The following is a 25809-nucleotide window of genomic DNA, read 5'->3' as shown; positions in this document are numbered from 1 at the left end:
TACCGCCTGTTAGCCAGCCAGCCGGTAATTTGCATCCCGATGACTGCTGCGCGGCCGGGGCTGCGGTGCACGGCTTTGGTGGAAGCGAGGAGCGGCTGATGGCGGAACGGCAACGTGGAGACCGCGTGGTTTTCGAGCGCGGTTTTGCGGCTCATCTGATGGGCATCGATGGAACATGGCGACGCAACTGCCTGGTCGAGGACGTTTCCGAGACCGGCGCAAAGCTGACCGTCGAAGGCTCGGTCGAGGGCCTGAATCTCAAGGAATTCTTCCTGCTGCTGTCGTCCACCGGACTGGCCTACCGCCGCTGCGAACTGGCCTGGGTCAATGGCGGACAGATCGGCGCCACCTTCCTGAAGCCGTCGGACGCCAAGAAAAGGCCGGCTCGCCGCAACACCGGCGACCAGATCATCGAAGTCTAGACAGTCCTTCGCCGACCGTCAGGGGTGATCCCGAGTCGCACCGCTGTCACAAAGAGCGACTACAGCCTTGAGCAACCCGCGCGTTCGACCGATTCGGATGCTATGCTCACAGCGCCCCTGATGTTCGCAACGGTGTCGCCGAGTGTCCGCAAAACAATCTGAGATACCTGTGACGATGCCAACCCAACCCGCTTCAGCCATGGTTCTTGCCGCCGGCCTCGGCACGCGGATGCGGCCGCTGACCGACAAGATGCCGAAGCCGCTGGTTGCGGTCGGCGGAAAGCCGCTGCTCGATCATGCGCTCGACCGGCTGGCGGAAGCCGGCGTCACAACCGCCGTGGTCAATGTGCACTACCTGCCCGACCAAATCGTGGATCACGTCAAGGGCCGTGCCAAGCCGCATGTGATCATTTCTGACGAACGCGACGTCGTGCTCGGCACCGGCGGCGGCGTGGTCAAGGCGCTGCCCCTGTTGGGCGATGCACCCTTCTATCATCTCAACGCGGACACGATGTGGATCGACGGCGTGCAGCCCAACCTGCTTCGCCTTGCGGAAGCATTCGATCCGGCGCGGATGGACATCCTGCTGCTGATGGCGCCGACCGCAAACAGCATCGGCTATGCCGGAAGCGGCGATTACGCGATGCTGACCGACGGCGCGCTGCGCAAGCGCAAGGAGCATCAGGTGGTGCCGTTCGTCTACGCCGGCGCGGCGATCATTTCGCCCACGGTCTTCAAGGATGCCCCCTCCGGCGAATTCTCGCTGACGAAGATGTTCGATGCCGCCAACGAACAGGAACGGCTGTTCGGGCTGCGGCTCGACGGCCTCTGGATGCATGTCGGCACACCTGACGCGGTTCATGCGGCAGAAGAAGCCCTGCTCGCCAGCGTGGCGTAACCACGCACAAGACTCCCCTCGGCCGCCCTTCGCATGCCATGATGCCACCGATCGCGAATCGGGCCTTTCATGCGCATTTTTAACATTCCCTCATCGGCGCCGTTTCTTCACACGGTGATCGAAGCCCTCGTGGACGGCCGTCTGGTCGCGGGGTTTGATGCGCGCGCCAATCCCGAACTTTTGGCCGACGCCACGCTCTATCTTCCGACACGACGCGCCGGACGGCTCGCGCGCGAGATTTTCCTTGATGTGCTGAAGACCGATGCGGTGGTGCTGCCGCGCATCGTGGCGCTCGGCAGCGTCGACGAGGACGAACTGGAATTTTCCGATGCCGCGCAACTGGGCGGTGCGGAAGCGTCGAACCTGCCGCCGAAACTGGACGATCTCGAACGCAAACTGACGCTGGCGAGACTGGTGGCCGCATGGGCAAAACGTCAGCCCGAGTCCCTTGTGGTCGGCGGCCCTGCCTCGACACTGGCGCTGGCCGGGGATCTGGCGCGGCTAATGGATGACATGGTGACGCGCGGGGTCGGCTGGGACGCGCTCGACGGCATCGTGCCCGATGAACTCGACGTCTACTGGCAGCACACGCTGACTTTTCTCAAGATCGCGAAAGAAACCTGGCCGGATTACCTGACGGCCATCGGCCGTATCGAACCGGCCGCGCGGCGTGACCTGCTGATCGCAGCAGAAATCGCGCGCCTGAACACCAAGCCAAAAGGCCCGGTGATCGCGGCCGGCTCCACCGGTTCGATGCCGACGACGGCGCGGCTGCTGCACGCTATCGCGTCACTGCCGCAGGGCGCGGTGGTACTGCCCGGCCTCGATACACATATCGACGATGCCGCGTGGAATTCCATCGGCGACGTCGACGACGCCGGCGATGCATCGACGCCGCCGCCGACATGGAGCCATCCGCAGTTCGCGCTGCATCACCTGCTGTCGCGTGTTTTCAGGATCGAACGCCGCGATGTGATCGCGCTTGCCGAACCCGCAGCCCACGGCCGCGAAGTGCTGGCGTCGGAAGCGATGCGCCCCGCAAGCGTGAGCGCGGACTGGCATACGCAGCTCGAGAGGCCGGAGATCTCCGCGAGGATCGCCGGCGGCATGACCAACCTCGCCTTGGTCGAGGCCGCCAACCCCGAAATGGAGGCGCTTGCGATCGCGGTGGCGATGCGCGAGGCCCGCGAAAGGAATCTGAGCGCGGCACTGGTGACGCCGGATCGCGCGCTGGCGCGCCGCGTGATGGCCTCGCTGGATCGCTGGTCCCTCGGCTATGACGATTCCGGCGGCGACTCGCTGATGGACACGCCAGCCGGGCTGTTTGCGCGGCTCGCGGCAGAAACTGTCGCGGACGAGCTGGCGCCGCCGGCATTGCTGGCATTGCTCAAGCACCCGCTGTTCCGGCTCGGCAAGGCGCAGGGATTTTGGTCGGCTGCAATCTCCCATCTCGAACTGGCGCTGCTGCGCGGGACACGTCCCGCAGCGGGCAGCGACGGACTGGCGCGAGACTTCACGCGATTCCGCGACGAACTCGGCAAGCTCAGGAGGCGGGACTCCTCCGCCATCCACTACTCGGAGCCCCGGGCACAGCTTGACGATGTCGCGCTCGATGCGGTGCAGGAACTCATCAAGACACTGTCTCTCGCGCTCAAGCCGCTCGAAGATTTCAGCCGAAATAAGCCGCATGATTTCTCGGAGATTGCCGCGCGGCACTACGATGTGCTTGAGGCGCTATCGACCGATGATCGAAAGATGCTCCCGTTATTCCAGGAAGCAGACGGCAAGGAGTTGGCGAAGAGCTTCGATGATCTTTTTGGTACGAAGGCCCACGATGAGAAACGTGTTTCGGAGAAGCCATACATACCTTCTCCGACCGGCTTAACGGTTCAACTCGCCGATTATCCGGATGTGTTCCAGACCGCGTTCGCCGACCGAATCGTGCGGCGACCGCCAAACGGCGCGCCGCAGCTTCGCATCTACGGTCCGCTCGAAGCGCGCCTTACCGAAAGCAACCGCGTCATTCTCGGCGGACTTGTCGAGGGCGTGTGGCCGCCCGCGCCGCGCGTCGACCCCTGGCTGAGCCGCCCGATGCGGCATCAGCTCGGCCTCGACCTGCCCGAGCGGCGCATCGGCCTGTCGGCGCATGACTTCGCGCAATTGCTCGGCGCGAAAGACGTCATCCTGTCGCGCGCGGCGAAAGTCGGGGGCGCACCCGCGGTCGCCTCGCGCTTCCTGCACCGGCTCGAAGCCGTGGCCGGGGAGAAACTCTGGAAGCAAGCAAGACAGCGCGGCGAAAATTATACGCACTGGGCCGACGCACTCGACCGGCCTGCCGTCGTCGCGCCCGCGCCGCAGCCGATGCCGAAGCCCGCCGTCGCCCTGCGGCCGATGCGCATGTCGGTCACCGAGATCGAGGACTGGCTGCGCGATCCCTATACGATCTATGCCAAGCGCATTCTGAAACTGACCCCGCTTGATCCGGTGGACATGCCGCTGACCGCCGCGGATCGCGGCTCGGCCATCCACGAGGCGCTGGGCGAATTCACCACCACATTTTCAACCACCCTGCCGGATGACCCCGCGCAAGCACTGCGCCGGATTGGCGAGGCGCATTTCGCGCCGCTGATGGATCGCCCCGAAGCGCGCGCGCTGTGGTGGCCGCGTTTCCTGCGCATCGCATCGTGGTTTTCGGGGTGGGAACAGGACCGGCGCTTAAATATCGCGCGTATCGAAGCGGAGATTTCCGGCAAGATCGACATTCCCCTCGACAACGGGCGCAAGTTTAGACTCACCGCGCGCGCCGACCGCATCGAGCACCGCAGCGACCGCACGTTCGCGCTGCTCGACTACAAGACCGGCAATCCGCCGAGCAGCAAGCAGGTCTATCTCGGCCTCTCTCCGCAGCTCACGCTGGAAGCCGCGATCCTGCGCGGCGGCGGCTTCGGCGATATTCCGGCCGGCGCGTCGGTCAGCGAACTCACCTATGTCAAGCTCAGCGGCAACAACCCGGCCGGCGACGAACGCGTGCTGGAGCTCAAGGCCAATCGCGGCGACGAGGCGCAGTTTCCTGACGATGCCGCCGACGACGCGCTGCGCGAACTCACCGCTCTGGTTCGCCGCTACGAAAACCAGGATCAGGCCTATCGCTCCGTCGTCCTGACCATGTGGGCCAACCGCTACGGTACCTATGACGATCTCGCCCGCGTCAAGGAGTGGTCCGCCGCGGGCATCGGCGGAGGCGACGAATGAGCGCCCCGCGCAAGGACATTCCCGCGGCTGTCACCGCGCTGCAGGCCCGCGCCTCGAATCCGGAGGTCTCGGCCTTCGTCGCCGCCAATGCCGGTTCGGGCAAGACCCATGTGCTGGTCAGCCGTGTCATCCGGCTGCTGCTCAATGACGTGAAGCCGGAAAAGATTCTCTGCATCACCTTCACCAAGGCGGCGGCGGCCAACATGGCACAGCGGGTATTCGCGACGCTCGGCCGCTGGGTGCGGATGCCTGACGGCGAACTGGACGACGCGATTCAACGGATCGGCGCGCCGAAGCCCAACGCCGAAACCCGCATGCGGGCGCGAAAGCTGTTCGCCGCCGCACTGGAAACGCCGGGCGGACTGAAGGTGCAGACCATTCACGCGCTCTGCACGCGGCTGCTTCAGCAGTTTCCGTTCGAGGCCAACGTGCCGGCGCGGTTCTCCGTGCTGGATGACCGCGACCAGAACGAGATGATGGAGCGTGCCAATCTCGCGGTGCTGCTCGAAGCCTCTGCCAATCCCGCAAGCCGCGCCGGGCGCGCGCTCGAAATCGCAATGGCGACGGCTGCCGACATGACCTTCAAGGACGTGGTGCGCGAGGCGTGTCTCAGCCGCGACCATTTCATGGCGTGGTCCGATGGCGCGGGCAGCATCGACGCGGCCATGACGCAGGTGGCGCTTACGCTGGGCATCGGCCTTGATGAACGCATCGAAAACGTGGAGCGCGAGATCGTCGAGGGTCCCAACCTGCCGCGCAGCGAGTGGCAGGCCGTAGCGGCCGCCCTCGACGGCGGCAGTCCGGCGGACACCGGCCAGGCGGAACGCTTCCGCACCGCCGCAATGCTGACCGGCGGCGCTCAGGTGGATGCCTATCTCGATATTTTCCTCACCGAGTCGAAAGGCGTGATCGGCCTGCGCAAGACCCTGATGACCAAGCCGCTCGCCAAACTTCATCCCGCGCTTGCGGCGCGGCTCGATGCCGAACAGGCGCGCGTTGCTCAACTGGACGTGAAACGCCGTGCCGTTCTCCATCGCGACCGCACCGAGGCGCTGCTGGTGATCGCGAGTGCGGTGGCCGCTAACTATCGCCGCGAGAAGCAGGAACGCGGACTTCTGGATTACGACGACCTGATCGCCAGAACCTATGACCTGCTCAACAACGTCTCGGCGGGCTGGGTGCATTTCAAGCTCGACCGCGGCATCGACCATGTGCTGATCGACGAGGCGCAGGACACCAGCCCCCGGCAGTGGGACATCATCGAGCGGCTGACCTCGGAGTTCACCTCGGGCGCGGGCGCGCGTGACGGCGTCAAGCGCAGCATCTTCGCGGTGGGCGACGAGAAACAGTCGATCTTCTCGTTTCAAGGCGCAGCGCCGCGCGAATTTCACCGCCGCCGCCGCGAGATTGAAACGCGGCACAAGAATGCAAAACTCGATTTCGAGTCGGTCGAATTCAAGCACTCGTTCCGCTCCGGCTGGACTATTCTGAAATCGGTCGATTACGTGTTCCGCGACGCCGGCATCTACAAGAGCATCCACGCCGTCGAAAACGACTATCCCGTTCACGACGCGCTGAGCGACGCCGCGCCGGCGCTGGTCGATCTGTGGGACCTGGAAACGCCGGCCGAGAAGAAAGACATCAAGGCATGGACCGCCGCGCTCGACGCGGTGGCCGAAACCGATCCCGAGGTGCGATTGGCGCAGCGGGTGCGCGACGAAATCACATCGCTGATCGCCGCGCGAACCATGACCGGCCCCATCGGCAACCGGAAGCCGATGAGCTACGGCGACGTTCTCATTCTGGTGCGGCGGCGCGGCAAGGCGTTCGATGCGATCATTCAATCGCTGAAGCATGCCGGCATCCCCGTCGCCGGCGCGGACCGGCTGAAGCTGACCGAGCACATCGCGGTCATCGACCTGATGAATCTCGCCGACGCGCTGCTGCTGCCGCGTGACGATCTGGCGCTTGCGGTTGCGCTGAAAAGCCCGCTGTTCGGCCTCGATGACGACGACCTGCTGGTGCTGGCCCCGAACCGCACAGGCACACTGCGTGAGGCGCTGGCGGAACATGCCGCGACGAACGATAAACTCAAGGCCGCCCTCGATCGCCTCACGAGCTGCGAAGACAAATTCGCCAGCGTCACGCCTTTTACTTTCTATGCGTGGCTGCTCGGCGGCGATGGCGGACGCGCGCGTATCCTCGCGCGGCTCGGCCTCGAAGCCAACGACGCACTCGACGAATTCCTCGAACTGGCGCTGACCTATGAGCAGAAAGCGCCTGCCTCGTTGCAGGGCTTCATGGCGTGGCTGCGCGCCGCCGACACCGAAGTGAAGCGCGACATGGAGATTCAACGCGACGAGGTTCGCGTCATGACCGTACACGGCGCGAAGGGGCTTGAAGCCTCCGTTGTATTCCTCGTCGACACCACAACTTCGCCATCCGATAGCCAGCGCGTCAATCTGATCCGCATGCCGCAAGGTAATTCAGCGCCCGACGCACCGGGCGTGGTGCTGTGGGCCGGACGGAAGGCCGACGACCTCGCGCCGGTGGCGGCGGCCCGCGCCACCATGAAGGAAGAGACCGAGGACGAATATCGCCGGCTGCTCTATGTGGCGATGACGCGCGCGGCGGATCGCCTGATTGTCGGCGGCGTGCTGCCCGGCAACCGCAACGCGGTGCGCGACCTGTCGTGGTACGATCTGATCCGGAAAGGTCTCGACGCATCGGACCTGCAACTGAACGAGCTTGTGACTTTGCACGGTCCCGTAAAGCGCTATTCGCGCGCCGGGGATGTCGAGCCTCCGACGCCAGCCGCCGTCACAACACCGGATTCGGTCACAACAGATTTGCCCGCATGGCTGAGAACGGCCGCGCCGCCGGAACAGCCTGCGGACACCTTGCTGCGCCCGTCCGATCCGGCGGAGAACGAAAACGACGGCCGCGCCGTAATCAGCGACGAATCGCGCATCGCGCGCGAACGCGCTTTGAAGCGCGGCACACTCACCCATCGTCTGCTGCAATCGTTGCCGGATGTTGCGTCGGAGCGGCGCGAGAGTGCCGCACGCGATTATCTTCGGCGCAATGGGGAGGACTGGTTTACCGATGACGAACGCGATGCGCTCGCCCGGCAGGTGCTGGCGCTGATCGCAACGCCGGCCTTCGCGCCGCTGTTTGCGGAGGGCAGCCGCGCCGAAGTGTCCATTGCAGGACGCGTGGCACGGCGCAGCAAGCCGCCCGCGCTGGTGTCGGGTCAGATCGACCGGCTGGTGGTGACGGCGCAGGAAGTGCTGATCGTCGACTACAAGACCAACCATGCGCCGCCGCGCTCCGCCGCCGAGGCTCCGGATACCTATGTGCGGCAGCTCGCGCTCTACCGCGATGTGCTGCAGCGGTTGTATCCGGGACGGCCGGTGCGCTGCGCGCTGCTGTGGACCGAAACCGCCGCGTGGATGGAAATTCCAGCCTCCGCGCTGGACGCAGAGCTGCAATCGATCATCTCGTGAGGTCCGCTTAAGCTGAATTCGTTCCAAAGCCAGAGCTAAGCCCTTGAATCGGGACGAATTCCCCTAACTGCCGTTATCCCCTCCCCGGAACATCTCCCGGCGACCCACCTTGACCCCGGTGGGGTGCGTTCATACGTTGCAGCTACGTTTCCGGCGCGCGATTCTCCCAAAAAGCCTGCGCCTTTCATCCAACGAGGCAGATCAACATGAGTGTTGCCAAGGTTTCGGACTCCGATTTCGAGAAGGAAGTTCTCAACGCGGACGGCCCGGTGGTCGTCGATTTCTGGGCGGAATGGTGCGGCCCGTGCCGCATGATCGCGCCTGCCCTCGATGAAATCGCCGGCGCCATGGGCGACAAGGTCAAGATCGTGAAGCTGAACGTCGACGAAAGCCCGAAGACGGCGTCGAAGTACGGCGTGATGTCGATCCCGACGCTGATGATCTTCAAGGGCGGCGAGATGGCTTCGCGCCAGGTCGGCGCGGCGCCGAAGGCCAAGCTGCAGCAGTGGATCAGCGCTGCGGTCTGATCGTCTTTTCGAATTCGAGAGTTTGCAAACGGCCGGCGCAAGCTGGCCGTTTTTGTTTTGCTGGCGCCCTGAGTCCAATTCAATTTTCAAACAGCTACTTTCATTCACGCACGCGCAATCGCTCCCGCGCGTCGCGCGAGTTGGGCTTTTCGTTTTGCCCCCAGCAACGAGGGGCATGGAGCGCCGCGAGGCGCAAATGTGTTGGTTCGCTTCCTCTGCGAAAAGGAAGCGCGTCGCCTTACGGCGCTCCACAGACAAGTTTACGCCGTCTGCGCAAGCTTGACTGCTATTTGGCGGCGATTTTTTACCGAGGGACCGTGCTTCCGGGACAGGACGAGCGCGTACCGCGCCTCCGATCCGGCAGGCTTTCGCCCGCCTTCATCCTGTCCTCGTCCAGCCATTGAAGGCAGAGCCACGTAGTTGGCCCGGACGGTGACCCCCGGCCTCCCGGACGTGTGGGTGCGAATCCACATCGCGCAGGCGCCGCATCCTGCTCCGCCTTCAAGACGCCTCTAGAAAGCGCCCCTCACGAACAGGACCGGCTGAACGTAAGGCCGATCTGGAGCGCGGGAATTCGTATCCCCATCACGAAATGTTTCGGTGCTCGCTCGATATTATTGCCGTCATTCCGGGGCGCGCGTCTTCGCGCGAACCCGGAATCCATGGCCACGAGCCAAATTCCCGCAGTCATGGATTCCGGGCCTGCGCGTGCAGAACGCGCATCCCGGAATGACGGGTTCAAGCATCCGGGCCAGCGTCCAGGAAGACGCATCCCGGAATGACGAGTGCTCAAACCTGCATCGCGGGTGTCCCGGGCGCGATGCAGCGCGCAGCGCTGCTTCGCAGAACCGGGACCGTTACAGATCCGATGCGCAACGGCCCCGGCTCGGCAGCGCACCACTGACGTGATGCGCTGCGTCCGGGGCGCGGTTTTCTTGCGATTGCACTGCGATGGAATCGTGTAGCCTAAGGTCACACCGGCAGCGTGCCGTTCTCGCCCAGCACATGCCCCGCGAGATAGAGCGAACCGGTGACGAGTATGCGCGGCGGCACCTCATAGGCGAGTTTCGCAATCGCCCGCAGCGCCGCTTCGACGCTGGCGGCGGTCTCGACCCGCATGCCGAGTTGCCGTGCGGCGTCGGCCAGCACGTCAGGCGCCATCGCGTTGTCCTGATCGGGAATCGTCACCGCGATGATATGGCGCGTCTGCCCGGCGAAGTTGGCGAGAAAGCCGTGCGCATCCTTATTGCCCATCATACCCGCGATCACCACCAGCGGACGCGACACGCGCTCCTCGAGATCGCCCAACGCCGCTGCGATCACGCGCCCCCCGTCGGGATTGTGGCCGCCGTCCAGCCACACTTCTGCATCCTTCGGCGCCGCTGCGACCAGCGCGCCCGACGTGAGACGCTGCATCCGCGCCGGCCATTCGGCGCGCGCGATGCCCTGCTCGAAGGCCGAGGATTCGATCTTGAGGGAATCGATGGCGCGCAGCGTGGCGATGGCCAGACCCGCGTTGTCGAACTGATGCCGCCCGAACAGGCGCGGCGCTGACAGATCGAGCAAGCCGCGTTCGTCCGAATACACCAGCCGCCCGTGCTCGACATTAACGTGCCAGTCCTGGGTCGCGGCATGGAGCGGCGCGCGGGCGCGCTTCGCCGCCCGCTCGATCACCGTTTCCGCTTCGGGAGGCTGCTCCGCGCAGATCACCGGAACGCTGGTCTTGATGATGCCGGCCTTCTCGGCGGCGATCTTCCCCAGCGTGTCGCCGAGGAATTCGATGTGGTCCATGCCGATGGATGTGATGACGCTCGCCAGCGGCGCATCGATCACATTGGTGGCGTCGAGCCGTCCGCCGAGACCGACTTCCAGCAGGACCACATCGGCCTGGTGTTCTGCGAACAGATGAAACGCCGCCGCGGTTTCGATCTCGAAAATCGTGATCGGCTCGCCGGCATTGACGCGCTCGCAGTGATCCAGTGCTGCGCGCAACTGATCGTCGGTGACCAGAACGCCGCCGCCAGCTTTGCCGAGCCGGAAGCGTTCATTGAAACGCACCAGATGCGGCGACGTGTAGACATGCACGCGCAGGCCGGACGCTTCCAGAATCGCGCGCAGGAACGCCACGGTCGATCCCTTGCCGTTGGTGCCGGCGACATGGATGACGGGCGGAATCCGTTTCTCGGGATGACCGAGACGGTCGAGAATGCGCCACATCCGATCCAGCGTGAGATCGATGCGCTTGGGATGCAGCGACGCGAGACGCGCGAGAATGTCGTCGTAGGACGGCGGCGGCCTTTTTGCGGCGGGCACCGTCACGCGGGCGACGTGACCGCAGGCAGATCGATCGGCGGACGAGCCTGCGACTCGAAGCCTTCGGCGACAGGCGCCTTGGTCAGCAGACGGCACAGCCGCGCCAGCGTCGCGCGCAGATCATGCCGGTGCACCACCATGTCCACCATGCCGTGTTCCTTGAGGTATTCGGCGCGTTGGAAACCTTCGGGCAGCTTTTCGCGAATGGTCTGCTCGATGACGCGCGCGCCGGCAAAGCCGATCAGCGCGCCGGGTTCGGCAATCTGCACATCTCCCAGCATCGCATAGGATGCGGTGACGCCGCCGGTGGTCGGATTGGTCAGCACCACGATGTAGGGCTGCCTGGCTTCGCGCAGCATCTGGATCGCCACGGTGGTACGCGGCATCTGCATCAGCGAGAGAATGCCTTCCTGCATCCGCGCGCCACCCGAGGCCGCGAAGATGATGAAGGGCGATTTCTTCTCGACCGCGAGTTCAAGCCCCTTCACCACCGCTTCGCCCGCGGCCATGCCGAGCGAACCACCCATGAAATCGAAATCCTGCACCGCGACCACGACGGCATTGCCTTCGAGCTTGCCGAAGCCGACCTTCACCGCGTCGTGGAGGCTGGTCTTGGTGCGCGCATCCTTGATGCGGTCGACATACTTGCGCTCGTCGCGAAACTTCAGCGGATCGGCGGTCACTTCGGGCAACGCGACGTCATACCAGGTCTCGTTGTCGAAGATCGACTTCAGCCGCGCCACCGCGCCCATGCGCATATGATAGTTCGAGCCGGGAATGACGAACTGGTTCTGTTCGACATCCTTGTAGAACACGAGCTGCCCGGAATCCGGACACTTGATCCAGAGATTCTCCGGCGTCTCGCGCTTGAGGATGCTGCGAATTTTCGGCCGGACAACGTTGGTCAACCAGTTCATGCGTTGGGCTCCGCGTCGGGGAATTGAATATATGGACGTCCGGGCAAAGCCGGGCAACCCGGCCTCGCCCAATATAATTTCCTGGAAACGCTCTATTCCGCCGCCTGCTTGGCGCCGCGCACGCCCTGCGCCAGCGCCGCCGCGAGATCGGCCACCGCAGGAACTGTCTTTGCCGTGGCGCGATCCTCGGAATCCAGCGTCGCCCGCAAGGCGTCGATCAGCGCCGAGCCGACCACCGCGCCATTGGCCGCCTGCGCAATGCCTCGTGCAGCGTCCGGCGTGCGGATGCCGAAGCCGACGCAGACCGGCAGTTGCGTGTGGCGCTTGATGCGCGCCACGGCAGCGGACACCTGCGCGGTGTCGGCGCTGGCCGAACCGGTGATACCGGTGATGGAGACGTAATAGACGAAGCCGGAGGTGTTCGCGAGCACCGCGGGCAGGCGCTTGTCGTCGGTGGTCGGCGTCGCAAGGCGGATGAAATTCAATCCGGCCTTCATCGCCGGAATGCAAAGCTCGGTATCTTCTTCCGGCGGAAGGTCGACGATGATCAGACCGTCGACACCGGCGGCTTTCGCATCGGGAAGAAACTTGTCGACGCCGTAGACGTAGATCGGATTATAGTAACCCATCAGCACCACGGGCGTGACGTTATCCTCCTTGCGGAAATCGCGCACCACCTGCAGCGTCTTCTTCAGCGTGGCGCCGGCTTTCAGCGCGCGCAGGCCCGCCGCCTGGATCGCAGGACCGTCTGCCATCGGATCGGTGAACGGCATGCCGATCTCGATGATGTCCGCGCCTGCCTTCGGCAGCGCCTTGATGATCTCGAGCGAGGTCGCGAGATCCGGATCGCCGCACATCACGAAGGTGACGAACGCCGCGCGGCCTTCCTTTTTCAACTCGGCGAAACGTGTGTCGATGCGCGTGGTCACTTCTTTTTGCCCTTCAGAATGTCGCCGACCTGCGGCACGTCCTTGTCGCCGCGTCCCGAGAGATTGACCACCATCAGATGATCCTTCGGCCGCTTCGGCGCGAGCTCCATCACCTTCGCGATGGCATGCGCGGGCTCCAGCGCCGGAATGATCCCTTCCAGCCGCGACAGCATCTGAAACGCCGCCAGCGCCTCGTCGTCGGTCGCCGACAGATAGGTGACGCGGCCGGTTTCGTACAGCCACGAGTGTTCCGGGCCGATACCGGGATAATCGAGGCCCGCCGAGATCGAGTGGCCTTCCAGGATCTGACCGTCGTCGTCCATCAGGAGATAGGTGCGATTGCCGTGCAGCACGCCGGGACGGCCACCCGCGATCGACGCCGCATGCAGATTGGTAAGACCATGCCCCGCCGCCTCGACGCCGAAAATCTCGACGCCCGGATCGTCGAGGAACGGATGAAACAGGCCCATCGCATTGGAGCCGCCGCCGATGCAGGCGATCAGCGAATCCGGCAGGCGGCCTTCGGCCTCCTGCATCTGCGCGCGGGTCTCGATGCCGATAATCGACTGGAAATCGCGCACCATCATCGGATAGGGATGCGGCCCGGCCACCGTGCCGATGCAATAGAACGTGTTCCCGACGTTGGTCACCCAGTCGCGCAACGCTTCGTTCATGGCGTCCTTCAGCGTGCGCGCGCCCGACTGCACCGGCACCACCGTGGCGCCGAGCATTTCCATGCGGATCACGTTGGGCTGCTGCCGCTCGACGTCGACCGCGCCCATGTAAACGATGCATTCAAGGCCGAACCGCGCGCACAGCGTCGCGGTGGCAACGCCGTGCTGGCCTGCGCCGGTCTCGGCGATGATCCGCTTCTTGCCCATGCGGCGCGCGACCATGATCTGGCCAAGCACGTTGTTGACCTTGTGCGAGCCGGTGTGATTCAGCTCCTCGCGCTTGAAGTAGATCTTCGCGCCGCCGAGATGCTCGGTGAGGCGCTCCGCGAAATACAGCGGCGACGGCCGGCCGACATAGTCCTTCAGGTAGCCGTTCATCTCTTTCTGAAACGACGGATCGGCCTTGGCGTCGGCATAGGCCTTTTCCAGATCGAGGATCAGCGGCATCAGCGTCTCGGCGACGAAGCGCCCGCCGAAAATGCCGAAATGACCGCGCTCATCCGGACCGGAGCGGAAGGAATTGGGGAGAGGCAAGTTCATACGCTGCTCGCAATCTTCGATGAAGTTGTCGCGCGCTCCGCGTCGCGCGCGGCGCGAATGAAGGCACGGATCATGTCGGGATCTTTCACGCCGGGCGCGCTTTCCACCCCCGACGACACGTCGACGCCATTGGCATGGGTGACGCGGACGGCTTCGGCGACATTGCCGACATTGAGCCCGCCGCCGACCATGAACGGAATCGTCAACCTGATGTTCTCCAGCAGATGCCAGTCGAACGGCACACCGAGACCGCCGGGGCGCGTCGCATCCTTCGGCGCACGCGCATCGAACAGGATGCGGTCGGCCACCGCAGCATAACCGGGAAGGCTCGCGAGATCCGCAGCCGTCGCGACGGACAGCACCTTCATCACCGGCAGGCCGAATTTATGTTTGATGTCACGCACCCGCGCCACGCTCTCGCTGCCGTGGAGCTGCAACAGTCCGGGCTGCAGGGCCTCGATGCAATTCTCCAGCGCAGCGTCATCGGCGTCCACCGTCAGCGCCACCTTGAGAGCGCGGCCCTTCACCTGGCGGCCAAGGTCGCGCGCGGCGCCCAGACCGATATGGCGGGGCGACGCCTCGAAGAACACGAAGCCCACCATATCCGCGCCAGCATCCAGCGCGACCTCAAGGGTCTCGCGCGTGGACAGTCCGCAGATTTTGACCGCAAATGACATGGTCTTTAAGGCGCACGGTTAGGCCACAGGCAAGTGGCCGGAAATGGGCATTGGAACAGGGGCGGGTTCTACAACGCCGCGCCGTGCTTGTCTCGCCCGATGGGCAGTACCGCCTATTGGAAGTTCCTGCGGCGCAAGCTGCAAGGCCCGTTCAGGAACTTCCAATAGAAAGCGGTACTGGAATCATAAACTTGCCAGTACCCACGACTTTCCGAAGTTCGTGAAAGGCGCTGCCGAGGTGGATCACGAACTTCGGAAAGTGGGTACTGGATAAGGCGCGCCCAGACCGGGACCGGAGCCGGCCACGGGAACCTGATTTTCCCCGCTCCGCGACGCCGCCAGCGCGCGCTCGCGCAAATCAGCCAGTTCGGCGCGGACGTGGCGGGCCTCGGCCTCGTTCTGCCGGGCGGCCCGCCGCCAATGGCGCTGGCCAAACCATGTGGCGATACCCCCCGCCATCACGCCGAAGATCGCGACCGCGATGATGACGACGAACAGCGGCAGCGTGACGCCGAGCCCGGGATCGCTGGAGTTGAAAGGATCGAACGACAGCGTGACGACATGGCGGTTGGCGACGGCGAACACGACAAACAGAATCGCGAGCGGCAGGATCACCAGAGCGTTGAAAATCTTGCGGAGCATCGTGCGTCCTCGCAACCGGCTATCCGACCCGCGAAGCTGCGCGGCCGCACCTCGGAATTATTCTGCAGTCTGCCGGATCAGGTCGCCGGAGCCGGATCAGACGCTTCGTCGCGGTTGAGGCGTTCACGCATTTCCTTGCCGGTCTTGAAGAACGGCACGCTCTTTTGCTCGACCGGCACATGCTCGCCGGTGCGTGGATTGCGCCCGGCGCGGGCGGGGCGATGCTTGACCGAAAAGGCTCCAAAACCGCGCAGCTCGACCCGATCGCCACGCGCCAGGGCGGCGACGATTTCATCGAGGATGGCATTCACGATGTTCTCGACATCCCGCTGATACAGATGCGGGTTATGCTCGGCGATGCGTTGAACGAGTTCGGATTTGATCATTGAATGTTGGACCCGTGCGTGCGGATAGACATTTCCGTGAAAAAGCCGTGGACTGTCAAGTCGCTAATTCGAAATGAAGCGCGGCTAAATCACGTGACAAATGTCGCGTTTCGTTGTTGCGGCCCCGACCGCAACGCAGTGAAGATCGGCTGAAGCCGGATTCATGACGACTGATCCGGATCAATTGGCGGGCGACGGCTGCCACAGCGCAAGCATGCCATCGAGGCCGAAGCGATCGACCGCCTGCACGACGCCGGCCTGTTCAAGTTGACGTGAGATCGCCCCCAGCCCGATGGCATCCAGCGCCATGGACGCGGTCACCCGCAGAAAAGTCATGTCGCCGAAGCGCGGAGAGAGTTTGAAATCTTTCACCGGCACATCCGAACCGACCTTCTTTTGCGCAACCAGCCACGCGACGGCGGTTTTCTCATCGCCAAGCTGATCGATCAGCTTGAGACCCACGGCCTGACGGCCGGTGAACACGCGGCCGTCAGCCACGGTCTGCAACGTTGCGTCATCCATGTTGCGGCGCTCTTTCACCAGACCGCGAAACCAGGCGTAGGAATCCTTCACCAATGAATCCAGCGCCGCCCGCGCCTCCGGACTTGTCGGCTCGTAGCCGTTGGGTGCAGCCTTCAACGGCGACGACTTCACTTCCTCGACCTTGACGCCGACGGTCTTGAGCAGATCCGACACATTCGGAATCTGAAACAGGACGCCGATCGATCCGACCAGTGAGGTCTGCTGGGCGATGATCTGGTCCGACGCCAGCGCCGCGATATATCCGCCCGATGCCGCGAGGCCTTCCACCACCACGACCAGCGGCTTCTTCGCTTTCAGGCGCATCAGCGCGTCGTAAAGCTGTTCGGAGCCGGCGGTGGTGCCGCCCGGCGAATTGATGTGCACAATCACGGCGGCGGCCGATGACTTCTCCAGACGCTCCAGCGCCTCGACCCGGGTCTGGTCACTGCGGATGAGTCCGTCGATCTTGACCCGCGCGATCGCATTCGATCCCGAAATCGCACCGCGGCCTGACGGCGACACCACGACCGCGACGGCGACCACCGCGGCGATAGCACCCAGCGCCGCGACCACGCGCCAGAACGTCAGCTTGCGACGAATACGGCGGCGGTCAACGATCACATCGGAATCGAGCGACATGGATTCTCTCCTCGGGCGTCAGATATTTTGCAAAGACCACGAAGGGCGCCAGCCTGAAAGGCGTCTTGCGGTTTTGCGAACGCAGCCTTGATGCATGGTAACTTCATTACATCAATTGCGCTGCAAATTGAAGATAACAACGCCGCGCCGACGCAGATCGTCTCTATGTGAGCAATCGCTCACCATCGTGGCCGGCGATCTTCAGCGCACGCACGGCGCCTTGGGCCTCACCCGCGATCGCGACGGGCACAAAATGCTCCGTGCGCCCCTGCGTCGCACTTTCGATCAGCACATGGCGCGTCGCGCCGATCTCGGACGCAAGCCGGCGGCGCAACGCGGCTTCGCCCGACGCGCGCAAACGTTTGGCCCTCTCCCTGATGACACGGCCATCGATCTGCGGCATCCGCGCGGCCGGCGTGCCGGGACGCTTCGAGTAGGGAAACACATGCAGAAATGTCAGGCCGCATTCGTCAACCAGATCCTGCGAGCGCGTGAACATCTCCTCGGTTTCAGTCGGAAAGCCCGCGATGATGTCGGCGCCGAAGGCCATGTCCGGCCGCAAGCGCCGTATCTGGCGGCAAAAGTCGATGGCATCGGCGCGCGTATGCCGCCGCTTCATGCGCTTGAGAACCAGATCGTCGCCGGCCTGCAATGACAGGTGGAGATGCGGCATCAGCCGCTCGTCGGTCGCAATGACATCGAGCAGATCGCGATCGGCCTCGATGGAATCGATCGACGAAATCCGCAGCCGTCTCAGCTCAGGCACATGCTTGAGGATCTGTTTCGTCAGCGTTCCGAGCTTCGGGGCCCCCGGCAGGTCCGCGCCATAACTGGTGAGATCGACGCCGGTCAGCACGATCTCGGCGTGTCCCGCCTCGGTCAGCGCGCGCACCTGGTCGACCACCGCGCCCATCGCCACCGAACGCGAGTTGCCGCGTCCGTAGGGGATGATGCAGAAGGTGCAGCGATGATCGCAGCCGTTCTGGACCTGCACGAAAACGCGCGGCATGCCGCTCTGGAAACCCGCGGCCAGATGCGGAGCCATCTCGGTGACGGCCATGATGTCGGAGACCGCGAGCTTTTCGTGCGGCACATCGAAGGCCGTCTCGAACGCCGCCCGCGTATCGCGCCACGCACCGCCGCGCATCTTGTCATCGTTGCCGAGCACGCGATCGACTTCGGTCATCTCAGCGAACATCACCGTCTGGGTCTGCGCCGCGCAGCCGGTGACCACGATGCGCGCGCCGGGCTTGTCGCGACGCAGCTTGCGGATGGTCTGCCGCGCCTGCGCGACCGCCTCGTTGGTGACAGCGCAGGTGTTGACGACGATGGTGTTGTGCAGCCCGGCGCCTTCCGCCTCGCGCCGGATCACTTCCGACTCGAAGGTATTCAGCCGGCAGCCAAAGGTGACGACCTCGACTGTCATATCAGGCGACCTGAATGTCCTTGAATCCGACGTTCGCCTCATCTTGCAGCACCTTCGGTGCGAACGTTGGATTCATAAGGACATTCGAAATTATTGTTTCGAGTGTGGCTTCGGCTGACAGGTCCGTATACGCGAGCGCTGGAGGCATTATACGGACCTGTCAGCCGCCACACTCGCGAACAGCGCCGGATCGAAATGGCCCTCGAACTCGAAGGCCGCTGGGCCAGTCATCAGCACGTGATCGTCCTGTGTGCGCCATTCGATGGTCAGTTCGCCGCCGGGCAGCTTCATATGCACCGTGCGCTCGGTCCGCTTCAGCCGGGCCGCTGCCACTGCGGTGGCACAAGCCGCCGAACCACAGGCCTTGGTCAGCCCCGCGCCGCGCTCCCAGGTGCGCATGACGATATGCTCGCGGTCCACGATATGGGCGAGCGTGATGTTGGCGCGGTCGGGGAAGATCGGATGGTTTTCCAGCAACGGGCCGAAGCGTTCGAGATCGTAGGCCTCAATGTCGTCGACCCAGAAGATGGCGTGCGGGTTGCCCATGCTGACCACCGAAGGCGAATGCAGCACCGGCGCGTCGATCGGCCCGACCTGCAATTCGATATAGCGCGTGTCGCGAAACTCCTCGGCGAGCGGGATATCCTTCCAGCCGAACTTCGGCACGCCCATGTCGACGGTATAAAGATCGGGCGACGGTCCCTGCCAGCAGTTCAGCAGCCCGGCCCGGGTTTCGAAGGTCAGCGCGGTCTTGCCGGTTTCCTCGAACACCTGCCGCGCCACGCACCGCATGCCGTTGCCGCAGGCCGCGGCTTCCGAGCCGTCATTGTTGAAAATCCGGATGAAGGCGGCAGTGCCTTGCACGCGCGGCGGCTGCAACACCATCAATTGATCGTAGGGCACGCCGGCGGGCGACGCGATGGCGCGCGCTTCATCGGGCGTGACGACCGCCGCCGAATCGCGAAGATCGACAACGACGATCTCGTTGCCGATACCGTTCATCTTGGCGAAGCTATGGTTGGCCAGCGTACTCATGTTAACGGCTTATATGGCGAATACTTTGCGCCTTGACCAGAGTGCCTCGCGATTGCCCGGTTTGGAACGCATGCCAGCCCGCCGCGGTTCGTGATAATCTGCTTCTGCTTCGCCGCCGGACAAATTGACCCGCTGACGCCTTCGGAGACCATCGAATGAGTAATACCCGTGTTGCCGTCCTGGTCGCCCTGGCGCTGGTCGTCGTGGCTGCGGTCTGGACGAACATGTCCTCCAAAGGACCCGTCGCGCCTCAGCCCGGTCCGACCACCGCAACCGCGCCGCCGCCAGCTTCCACCGCGGCACCCTCTCCGGCCCTGAGCCCTTCGACCGACGCAACACCGGCTCCGCCGGCGCCGACAGCATCTCCTGTGGCTCCCGCCGCACCCGCCGGCGAGACGTCCGCGCCCCCAGCTGCCGCGCAAACACCGGCGACGCCGCCTGCAACGCCGGCCACTCCACCGGCCGCCGAAGCACCGGCCGCCGCGCCAGCCGCTCCGAACGTGCAAACCGCCGACCCGTTCGGCGAGGAGCAGACCCTGACCGCGAAGAAGGTCGTGATCCTGAAAGGCTCGGCGAACTGGGATTCCGCATTCGAGACGCTGGTGGCTTCGTTGAAGACGCTATCTGATTTCGTCGCCAAGCAAGGCATCAAGCCCGCCGGTCCGTCGCTGATCGTCTACACCTCGACCGATGACGCCGGCTTCACCTATCAGGCCGAGATTCCGGTCGATCAGGAGCCGAAAAATCTGGCCAAGGGCATGAGCATCGGCACATCACCGGAAGGCGCGACGCTGAAATTCGTCCATCGCGGCTCCTACGACAACATGGACAACACCTACGAGGCGATCACCAATCATCTCGACGACAAGAAACTGGAAGCGAAGGACACCTTCATTGAAGAATACATTACCGATCCGCTGACGACGACCGAAGACAAGCTCGTCATCAATGTGTTCGTTCCGCTCAAGTAGATTGCCGCTCAAGTAAATCCGGAGTTTTCCCAATGCGCTTCCGCACTCTCATCGCCGCCATCGCTCTCGCCGCCACGGCCTCATCGGCGTTCGGGCAGACGGCGGCGCCGACAATCTCGGTAAACGGCGAAGCGACGATTTCGGTGCCGCCGGATATCGCGCAGATCGACAGCGGCGTGACCACGGAAGCGAAAACCGCCCGCGAAGCGTCCGAAGCCAACAACAAGGCGATGGGCATCGTGCTGCTGGCGCTGAAGAACGCAGGCATTGCGGAAAAGGATTTCCAGACCTCGCGGCTGTCGCTGTCGCCGCAGAGCGCGCCGGGCCGCAACGCCAATGCGCCGTTCCAGATCGTCGGCTACCGCGCCAGCAACCGCGTCACCGTCACCATCCGCGACATCACCAAGGTCGCCGACACCATCGACGTTCTGGTGGGCTCGGGCGCCAACGAGATCAGCGGCATCAGCTTCGCGGTCTCAAAAGCGTCGAAGCTGCTGGACGAGGCCCGCTCCGAGGCGATCGCCGACGCCCGGCGCAAGGCGGAGATTTACGCGCAGGCGGCGAATGTCACGGTCGGCGCACCGATCAGCATTTCCGAAGAAGCCACGCCGGGGCCGATCCCGTACCGCAAGATGGCGGCAGGCATGGCCGCGTCCGCGCCGGTGGCACAAGGCGAGGAAACGCTGCGGGTGACGGTCAGCGTGTCCTACGAGCTGAAGCCGAAAGCGCAGTAAGTAAGCTCGCAACCACGAACGGTTTCAACACACTCAATCGTCATGCCCGGGCTTGACCCGGGCATCCATCTGAAAAATTTCTATTTTAATAGATGGATTGCCGGGCATAGGCGAGCGGAAGCGACGCCGTTCTTTGAACGGCTATGCCCGGCGATGACAAATGTATTACGTCGCCGCCTTCAAATCTCGCACACCTGACCGGGCTTCAGCGCGACGAATTTTTCCGGCGCGACACCGGCAGCATCAAGCGCCGCAGCCAGATCGTTGAGCGGCGCGTCGATCGCTTCGTCGGTCAATTGAAACGTGCCGTGATGATGGGCCAGCGCCATCTCCGCCCCGCAATCGGCCAGCGCCTTCACGGCGTCCTCGGGATTCATGTGCTGATCGCGCATGAACCAGCGCGGCTCGTAGGCGCCGATCGGCAGGATCGCCGCGCGTAACGGCCCATGCGCTTCGCGCACGCGGCGAAAATGCGTGCCGGTGCCGTAGCCGGAATCGCATACGATGTAGATTTTTCCGGCCGGCGTCTCCAGCACGAAGCTCGCCCACAGCGCCTTGTTACGGTCGAACAGCCCGCGCGCGGTCCAGTGCCTTGTGGCAACCAGCGACACCGCAACGCCATTGCCGATCTCGACGCGATCGTTCCAGTCGAACGCCTCGGCGCGGATGGACGCATCGCTCGATGCGATCGTGACGTCGTTGCCGAGCGGCGTGATGACTCGCGGCGAGAACTTTGCCGCGAGCTTCGACAGGGTACGCATGTCCAGATGATCGTAATGGCCGTGCGAGACCAGCACCACGTCGATCGGCGGCAGGTTCTCGAACGCAATGCCGGGATCGTTGACCCGCTTCGGCCCCGCGAAGCTCACCGGCGACGCGCGCTCTGACCACACCGGATCGATCAGGATATTCAGCCCGGCGGTCTGGATCAGCCAGCTCACATGGCCGACATAGGACATCCGCACCTTGCCTTCGTTCACCTGCGGCGGCGGCACATCCGAGTGAGGGCTCGGCGCGCGCTCGGGCCACACCTGCCGCTTCCGGTCGCCTCCAAACTGCCAGCGCAGCACCTCCCAGAGCTTCTTCGGCGGCGCGCCGTCAGGGTCGAAAAACGTCGTGCCGTCGAAATGATCGGACTTCGGGCCGGCATAGGTTTTCATGCGGGAGATCCAGACGGATGGCAGGCCAATGACGGCGACAGCACCTGCGAGCAGACCAAAAACACGGCGGCGAGTGACCTTCATGGCCCGGAATGGCCTGAAACGACCTGTTTCGGCAAGAGGGAGGCCCGGAACCGTCCTTCACAATCGCCTCATAACCGCTGTTTTTGCCGACTTTTGTTGACTTTCCGGGCTGCCGGGGGTTTAACCGCCCCACTTCTCGAAAAGACCTTCTTTTCGACCCGCCGCCCGGCACCGGATGCCGGAGGCCAACGCCCGACAGCGCTGTGCGCCCTCGGGCGTAAACGTGTTTGGAATTTCACGTCCCTACCGGGACATGAGCAACGGGATACACTGCGGCGATGTTCGACAATCTGTCGGAAAAGCTCGGAGGCATACTCGATCGGCTGACGCGGCGCGGTGCGCTGTCGGAAGCCGACGTCGACGCCGCCATGCGCGAGGTGCGCCGCGCGCTGCTCGAAGCCGACGTCGCCCTCGACGTGGTGCGCTCGTTCACCGACAAGGTGCGCGAGCAGGCGATCGGCGCCACCGTCGTCAAGTCGGTGACCCCCGGCCAGATGGTGGTGAAGATCGTCCACGACCAGCTCGTGGAAACGCTCGGCTCCGACGGCCAGCAGATCGATCTCAACGCGCCCGCGCCCGTCGCCATCATGATGGTCGGCTTGCAGGGCTCCGGCAAAACCACCACCACCGCCAAGCTTGCACGCCGCCTCACCCAGCGCGACAAGAAGAAAGTGCTGATGGCGTCGCTCGACGTCTATCGTCCGGCCGCGCAGGAACAGCTTGCCGTGCTCGGCCGCGATCTCTCGGTCGAAACGCTGCCCATCGTCGCCGGCCAGAAGCCGGTGCAGATCGCGCAGCGCGCGCTGCAGGCGGCGAAGCTCGGCGGCTACGACATCGTGCTGCTCGACACCGCGGGCCGCACCACCCTCGACGAAGAGATGATGACTGAAGCGGCGGAGGTGAAAACCGCCGCCAAGCCGCATGAAGTGCTGCTGGTCGCCGACTCGCTGACCGGTCAGGACGCGGTCAATCTGGCGCGCGCCTTCGACCAGCGCGTCGGCCTCACCGGCATCGTGCTGACCCGCGTCGACGGCGACGGCCGCGGCGGCGCGGCGCTCTCCATGCGCGCCGTTACCGGCAAGCCGATCAAGCTGATCGGCACCGGTGAAAAAACCGATGCGCTGGAAGATTTCCATCCCTCGCGTATCGCGGGCCGCATCCTCGGCATGGGCGACGTCGTCTCGCTGGTCGAGAAGGCCGCCGCGCATATCGACGCCGAGAAAGCCGCGCGCGTCGCCGAGAAGATGCGCAAGGGCAAGTTCGATCTTGCCGACCTGCGCGATCAGCTCGCGCAGATGCAGACCATGGGCGGCCTCGGCGGGCTGATGGGCATGATGCCCGGCATTGCCAAGATGAAGAACCAGATCGCCGCGGCGAATCTCGACGACAAGGTCGTGAAGCGGCAGATGGCCGTGATCGACTCCATGACGCGCGAGGAGCGCAAGAATCCCGACATCCTCAAGGCCAGTCGCAAGAAGCGCATCGCCGCCGGCGCAGGCCTCAAGGTCGAGGAAGTCAACAAGCTGCTCAAGATGCACCGGAACATGGCCGACATGATGAAGGCCATGGGTCAGGGCAAGCGCGGCCCGCTGGCGGGCATGGCGCAGGCGATGGGCTTCGGCGGAGGCGGCATGCCGTCGGCCGACGCCATGAAAGAATTGGCGGCGAAGATGCCCGGCGGAATTCCGCAAGGCGCGCCTTCGCTGCCGAAAGATTTTCCGGGCCTTCCGGGCCTGGGGAAACCGACATTGCCGGGCCTCGGTGGATTTCCGGGGATCGGCAAGAAGAAATAACCCGACCGCATTCAACTCATACGAACACTTACGGAGAACATCATGTCAGTCGTCATTCGTCTCGCCCGCGCCGGCACCAAGAAGCGTCCGGTCTATCACGTCGTCGTCGCCGACTCGCGCTTTCCGCGCGACGGCCGCTTCATCGAGCGTCTCGGCCACTTCAACCCGCTGCTGCCGAAGGACAACGAAGCCCGCCTCAAGCTCGACCTCGACAAGGTCAAGGCCTGGCTCGCCAAGGGCGCGCAGCCGTCGGACCGCGTGCTGCGCTTCCTCGATGCGGCAGGCGTCAAGAAGCGCGAACCGCGCAAGAATCCCGAGAAGGCCGTGCCGCGTAAGGAGCGCAAGGCCGCCGCTGAAGCAAAGCCGGCTGCCTAAGTAATCTGGCGTGACGCGCGACTCGCGTATTTGCGTCGCGAAAATCGGCGCCGCGCATGGCGTGCGCGGCGAAGTAAAATTGTGGCCTTTCACCGAAGACCCGATGGCGGTCATCGATTACGGGCCGCTGTCGAGTAAGGACGGCGCGCGCCAGTTTGAAGTGGTGCGCGCCCGGATCGCGAAGGATCATCTGGTCGCGGTGCTCAAGGGCATCGCGACGCGCGAGGATGCCGAGCGCGTCAACGGCGTCGAGCTCTACATCGCGCGCGACAGGCTGCCGCCGACGGAGGCGGGCGAATATTACCACGCCGACCTGATCGGGCTGCGCGCGATCGACGAAGTTGGCGCCGCGATCGGAAAGGTCCTCGCGGTTCATAATTTCGGCGCGGGCGACATCATCGAGATCGCGCCGCCGCAGGGACCGACACTACTGCTGCCGTTCACCGATGCGGTGGTGCCGACCGTCGATCTGGCCGAAGGCCATGTGGTCATCGTGATGCCGCACGAGATCGAGGGCGACGAGCCGCAAGACGCCGACATCTGAGCCGAAGCAGGATCGAACCATGTGGCGCGCCACCGTGCTCACGCTGTTTCCGGAGATGTTTCCCGGCCCGCTCGGCATCAGCCTCGCGGGCAAGGCGCTCGCATCCGGTCTTTGGGCGCTTGACGCCCGCGATATCCGCGACTCAGCCACCGACAAACATCGCAGCGTCGATGACACTCCCGCCGGCGGCGGCCCCGGCATGGTGCTGCGCGCCGACGTGCTGGCGGCGGCCATCGATGCCGCCGGTGTGGAGGGGAACCGCCCCCGCCTGCTGATGAGTCCTCGCGGTCGGCCATTGACCCAGCAGCGGGTTGTGGAACTCGCCGCCCGCCCCGGTCCGCTGATCGTCTGCGGCCGGTTCGAAGGCATCGACCAGCGGGTCATCGAGGCCCGCCAGCTCGAGGAAATTTCCCTGGGGGACTATGTGCTCTCGGGCGGCGAAATCGCAGCCATGGCCCTGATAGACGCCTGCGTGCGGCTTCTGCCCGGGGTCATGGGGAAGCTAAGCTCTGGAACCGACGAGAGTTTCTCCGATGGCCTGCTGGAATACCCCCAGTACACCCGGCCCCAGAATTTCGAGGGCCGGCCGATTCCCGACATTCTGGTGTCTGGCGACCACGCCCGAATCGCAGCCTGGCGCCGGGCCGAGGCCGAGACCCTGACAAAAGCCCGCCGGCCCGACCTCTGGGCCGCCAAAAACGCCCAAATCGCACCAACCAGACCGCCAAAAAACACGACGAAAGGGTGACAACCCGCCGGTGATGGCGTATACGACCGCCCAATCCGTGCACGTGCTGGATACGAATTTCCGCGCAGCCCCTTCCGGGCGCGCCGCCGATGGAG

General features: G+C 64.3%; 21 protein-coding genes and 1 pseudogene. 11 read left to right on the top strand and 11 right to left on the bottom strand.

Annotation, left to right across the window (positions count from 1 at the left end):
- Nucleotides 1-98 precede the first annotated feature (98 nt).
- From LVY71_RS01570 to trxA, 5 genes are all read left to right on the top strand, one after another.
- Nucleotides 99-422: a PilZ domain-containing protein gene (locus LVY71_RS01570; RefSeq protein ID WP_235097528.1), complete on the top strand. Its 324-nt coding sequence runs from the start codon at nucleotides 99-101 to the stop codon at nucleotides 420-422.
- 175 nt (nucleotides 423-597) lie between these two features.
- Nucleotides 598-1320, top strand: a complete 723-nt coding sequence (locus tag LVY71_RS01565) for a nucleotidyltransferase family protein (protein ID WP_235097526.1) — start codon at nucleotides 598-600, stop codon at nucleotides 1318-1320.
- Between the two features lie 69 nt (nucleotides 1321-1389).
- Nucleotides 1390-4572, top strand: coding sequence for a double-strand break repair protein AddB (addB, locus tag LVY71_RS01560; protein WP_235097524.1), 3183 nt, complete (start codon nucleotides 1390-1392; stop codon nucleotides 4570-4572).
- Complete coding sequence (gene addA, locus LVY71_RS01555) at nucleotides 4569-8078, top strand: double-strand break repair helicase AddA (protein ID WP_235097522.1); 3510 nt, start codon at nucleotides 4569-4571, stop codon at nucleotides 8076-8078. Before addB ends, addA begins: the two co-directional genes overlap by 4 nt.
- A gap of 206 nt (nucleotides 8079-8284) precedes the next feature.
- Nucleotides 8285-8605: a thioredoxin gene (trxA, locus tag LVY71_RS01550; protein ID WP_235097520.1), complete on the top strand. Its 321-nt coding sequence runs from the start codon at nucleotides 8285-8287 to the stop codon at nucleotides 8603-8605.
- 972 nt (nucleotides 8606-9577) lie between these two features.
- Here the strand turns inward: trxA and LVY71_RS01545 are convergent.
- The 10 genes and pseudogenes from LVY71_RS01545 to dapF all read right to left on the bottom strand — a co-directional run bounded on the left by LVY71_RS01545 (nucleotide 9578) and on the right by dapF (nucleotide 19305).
- Complete coding sequence (locus LVY71_RS01545) at nucleotides 9578-10822, bottom strand: bifunctional folylpolyglutamate synthase/dihydrofolate synthase (protein WP_235099981.1); 1245 nt, start codon at nucleotides 10820-10822, stop codon at nucleotides 9578-9580.
- A 98-nt stretch (nucleotides 10823-10920) separates the two neighbouring features.
- Nucleotides 10921-11835 (bottom strand): acetyl-CoA carboxylase, carboxyltransferase subunit beta, encoded by a 915-nt coding sequence (gene accD / locus LVY71_RS01540; RefSeq protein WP_235097519.1) that lies wholly within the window; start codon nucleotides 11833-11835, stop codon nucleotides 10921-10923.
- 92 nt (nucleotides 11836-11927) lie between these two features.
- Nucleotides 11928-12764 carry a tryptophan synthase subunit alpha gene (trpA, locus tag LVY71_RS01535; protein ID WP_235097517.1) on the bottom strand — a complete coding sequence of 279 codons (837 nt, stop codon included), beginning with the start codon at nucleotides 12762-12764 and terminating at the stop codon, nucleotides 11928-11930.
- A complete protein-coding gene (trpB, locus tag LVY71_RS01530) occupies nucleotides 12761-13978 on the bottom strand; it encodes a tryptophan synthase subunit beta (RefSeq protein ID WP_235097514.1) in 1218 nt (405 codons plus the stop codon). Before trpB ends, trpA begins: the two co-directional genes overlap by 4 nt.
- Entirely contained in the window at nucleotides 13975-14655 is a 681-nt protein-coding gene (locus tag LVY71_RS01525; RefSeq protein WP_235097512.1) for a phosphoribosylanthranilate isomerase, read from the bottom strand. The genes trpB and LVY71_RS01525 overlap by 4 nt, the downstream gene beginning before the upstream one ends.
- A gap of 243 nt (nucleotides 14656-14898) precedes the next feature.
- Nucleotides 14899-15297 carry a LapA family protein gene (locus LVY71_RS01520; protein ID WP_235097511.1) on the bottom strand — a complete coding sequence of 133 codons (399 nt, stop codon included), beginning with the start codon at nucleotides 15295-15297 and terminating at the stop codon, nucleotides 14899-14901.
- 77 nt (nucleotides 15298-15374) lie between these two features.
- Nucleotides 15375-15701, bottom strand: a pseudogene (locus tag LVY71_RS01515) (integration host factor subunit beta); the annotation flags it as partial.
- A 162-nt stretch (nucleotides 15702-15863) separates the two neighbouring features.
- Entirely contained in the window at nucleotides 15864-16844 is a 981-nt protein-coding gene (sppA, locus tag LVY71_RS01510) for a signal peptide peptidase SppA (protein ID WP_235097507.1), read from the bottom strand.
- A 163-nt stretch (nucleotides 16845-17007) separates the two neighbouring features.
- Nucleotides 17008-18270: a tRNA (N(6)-L-threonylcarbamoyladenosine(37)-C(2))-methylthiotransferase MtaB gene (gene mtaB / locus LVY71_RS01505; protein ID WP_235097505.1), complete on the bottom strand. Its 1263-nt coding sequence runs from the start codon at nucleotides 18268-18270 to the stop codon at nucleotides 17008-17010.
- Between the two features lie 147 nt (nucleotides 18271-18417).
- Entirely contained in the window at nucleotides 18418-19305 is an 888-nt protein-coding gene (gene dapF / locus LVY71_RS01500; protein WP_235097503.1) for a diaminopimelate epimerase, read from the bottom strand.
- 155 nt (nucleotides 19306-19460) lie between these two features.
- On the opposite strand from dapF, the gene LVY71_RS01495 reads away from it, so the two are divergent.
- Both LVY71_RS01495 and LVY71_RS01490 read left to right on the top strand, forming a co-directional pair.
- A complete protein-coding gene (locus tag LVY71_RS01495; protein WP_235097501.1) occupies nucleotides 19461-20276 on the top strand; it encodes a GyrI-like domain-containing protein in 816 nt (271 codons plus the stop codon).
- Between the two features lie 32 nt (nucleotides 20277-20308).
- Nucleotides 20309-21010, top strand: coding sequence for an SIMPL domain-containing protein (locus LVY71_RS01490; protein ID WP_235097498.1), 702 nt, complete (start codon nucleotides 20309-20311; stop codon nucleotides 21008-21010).
- A 179-nt stretch (nucleotides 21011-21189) separates the two neighbouring features.
- On the opposite strand, the gene LVY71_RS01485 is transcribed toward LVY71_RS01490, so the two are convergent.
- Entirely contained in the window at nucleotides 21190-22254 is a 1065-nt protein-coding gene (locus LVY71_RS01485) for an MBL fold metallo-hydrolase (protein WP_235097495.1), read from the bottom strand.
- A gap of 278 nt (nucleotides 22255-22532) precedes the next feature.
- Here LVY71_RS01485 and ffh point away from each other — a divergent pair, with 278 nt between their 5' ends.
- From ffh to trmD, 4 genes are read left to right on the top strand one after another with little or no spacing between them, the layout of a single operon-like run.
- Nucleotides 22533-24047 (top strand): signal recognition particle protein, encoded by a 1515-nt coding sequence (ffh, locus tag LVY71_RS01480; RefSeq protein ID WP_235097493.1) that lies wholly within the window; start codon nucleotides 22533-22535, stop codon nucleotides 24045-24047.
- Nucleotides 24048-24089: 42 nt separating this feature from the next.
- Entirely contained in the window at nucleotides 24090-24422 is a 333-nt protein-coding gene (gene rpsP, locus LVY71_RS01475; protein WP_235097491.1) for a 30S ribosomal protein S16, read from the top strand.
- A 10-nt stretch (nucleotides 24423-24432) separates the two neighbouring features.
- A complete protein-coding gene (gene rimM, locus LVY71_RS01470; RefSeq protein ID WP_235097489.1) occupies nucleotides 24433-24966 on the top strand; it encodes a ribosome maturation factor RimM in 534 nt (177 codons plus the stop codon).
- A 19-nt stretch (nucleotides 24967-24985) separates the two neighbouring features.
- Entirely contained in the window at nucleotides 24986-25714 is a 729-nt protein-coding gene (trmD, locus tag LVY71_RS01465; RefSeq protein WP_235097488.1) for a tRNA (guanosine(37)-N1)-methyltransferase TrmD, read from the top strand.
- The last annotated feature ends 95 nt before the right edge of the window (nucleotides 25715-25809 follow it).

This window comes from Bradyrhizobium sp. G127 (genome assembly GCF_021502575.1).
Taxonomy (GTDB): Bacteria; Pseudomonadota; Alphaproteobacteria; order Rhizobiales; family Xanthobacteraceae; genus Afipia.
The sequence above is the reverse complement of the archived record's forward strand: the minus strand, read 5'-3'. Positions and strand labels throughout refer to the sequence as shown.

Bases quoted from the DNA above. Each gene is read 5' to 3' on its own strand.
- LVY71_RS01570 (WP_235097528.1), top strand. From the start codon at position 99: ATGGCGGAACGGCAACGTGGAGACCGCGTGGTTTTCGAGCGCGGTTTT.
- LVY71_RS01565 (WP_235097526.1), top strand. From the start codon at position 598: ATGCCAACCCAACCCGCTTCAGCCATGGTTCTTGCCGCCGGCCTCGGC.
- addB (WP_235097524.1), top strand. From the start codon at position 1,390: ATGCGCATTTTTAACATTCCCTCATCGGCGCCGTTTCTTCACACGGTG.
- addA (WP_235097522.1), top strand. From the start codon at position 4,569: ATGAGCGCCCCGCGCAAGGACATTCCCGCGGCTGTCACCGCGCTGCAG.
- trxA (WP_235097520.1), top strand. From the start codon at position 8,285: ATGAGTGTTGCCAAGGTTTCGGACTCCGATTTCGAGAAGGAAGTTCTC.
- LVY71_RS01545 (WP_235099981.1), bottom strand. From the start codon at position 10,822: ATGTGGCGCATTCTCGACCGTCTCGGTCATCCCGAGAAACGGATTCCG.
- accD (WP_235097519.1), bottom strand. From the start codon at position 11,835: ATGAACTGGTTGACCAACGTTGTCCGGCCGAAAATTCGCAGCATCCTC.
- trpB (WP_235097514.1), bottom strand. From the start codon at position 13,978: ATGAACTTGCCTCTCCCCAATTCCTTCCGCTCCGGTCCGGATGAGCGC.
- LVY71_RS01525 (WP_235097512.1), bottom strand. From the start codon at position 14,655: ATGTCATTTGCGGTCAAAATCTGCGGACTGTCCACGCGCGAGACCCTT.
- LVY71_RS01520 (WP_235097511.1), bottom strand. From the start codon at position 15,297: ATGCTCCGCAAGATTTTCAACGCTCTGGTGATCCTGCCGCTCGCGATT.
- sppA (WP_235097507.1), bottom strand. From the start codon at position 16,844: ATGTCGCTCGATTCCGATGTGATCGTTGACCGCCGCCGTATTCGTCGC.
- mtaB (WP_235097505.1), bottom strand. From the start codon at position 18,270: ATGACAGTCGAGGTCGTCACCTTTGGCTGCCGGCTGAATACCTTCGAG.
- dapF (WP_235097503.1), bottom strand. From the start codon at position 19,305: ATGAGTACGCTGGCCAACCATAGCTTCGCCAAGATGAACGGTATCGGC.
- LVY71_RS01495 (WP_235097501.1), top strand. From the start codon at position 19,461: ATGAGTAATACCCGTGTTGCCGTCCTGGTCGCCCTGGCGCTGGTCGTC.
- LVY71_RS01490 (WP_235097498.1), top strand. From the start codon at position 20,309: ATGCGCTTCCGCACTCTCATCGCCGCCATCGCTCTCGCCGCCACGGCC.
- LVY71_RS01485 (WP_235097495.1), bottom strand. From the start codon at position 22,254: ATGAAGGTCACTCGCCGCCGTGTTTTTGGTCTGCTCGCAGGTGCTGTC.
- ffh (WP_235097493.1), top strand. From the start codon at position 22,533: ATGTTCGACAATCTGTCGGAAAAGCTCGGAGGCATACTCGATCGGCTG.
- rpsP (WP_235097491.1), top strand. From the start codon at position 24,090: ATGTCAGTCGTCATTCGTCTCGCCCGCGCCGGCACCAAGAAGCGTCCG.
- trmD (WP_235097488.1), top strand. From the start codon at position 24,986: ATGTGGCGCGCCACCGTGCTCACGCTGTTTCCGGAGATGTTTCCCGGC.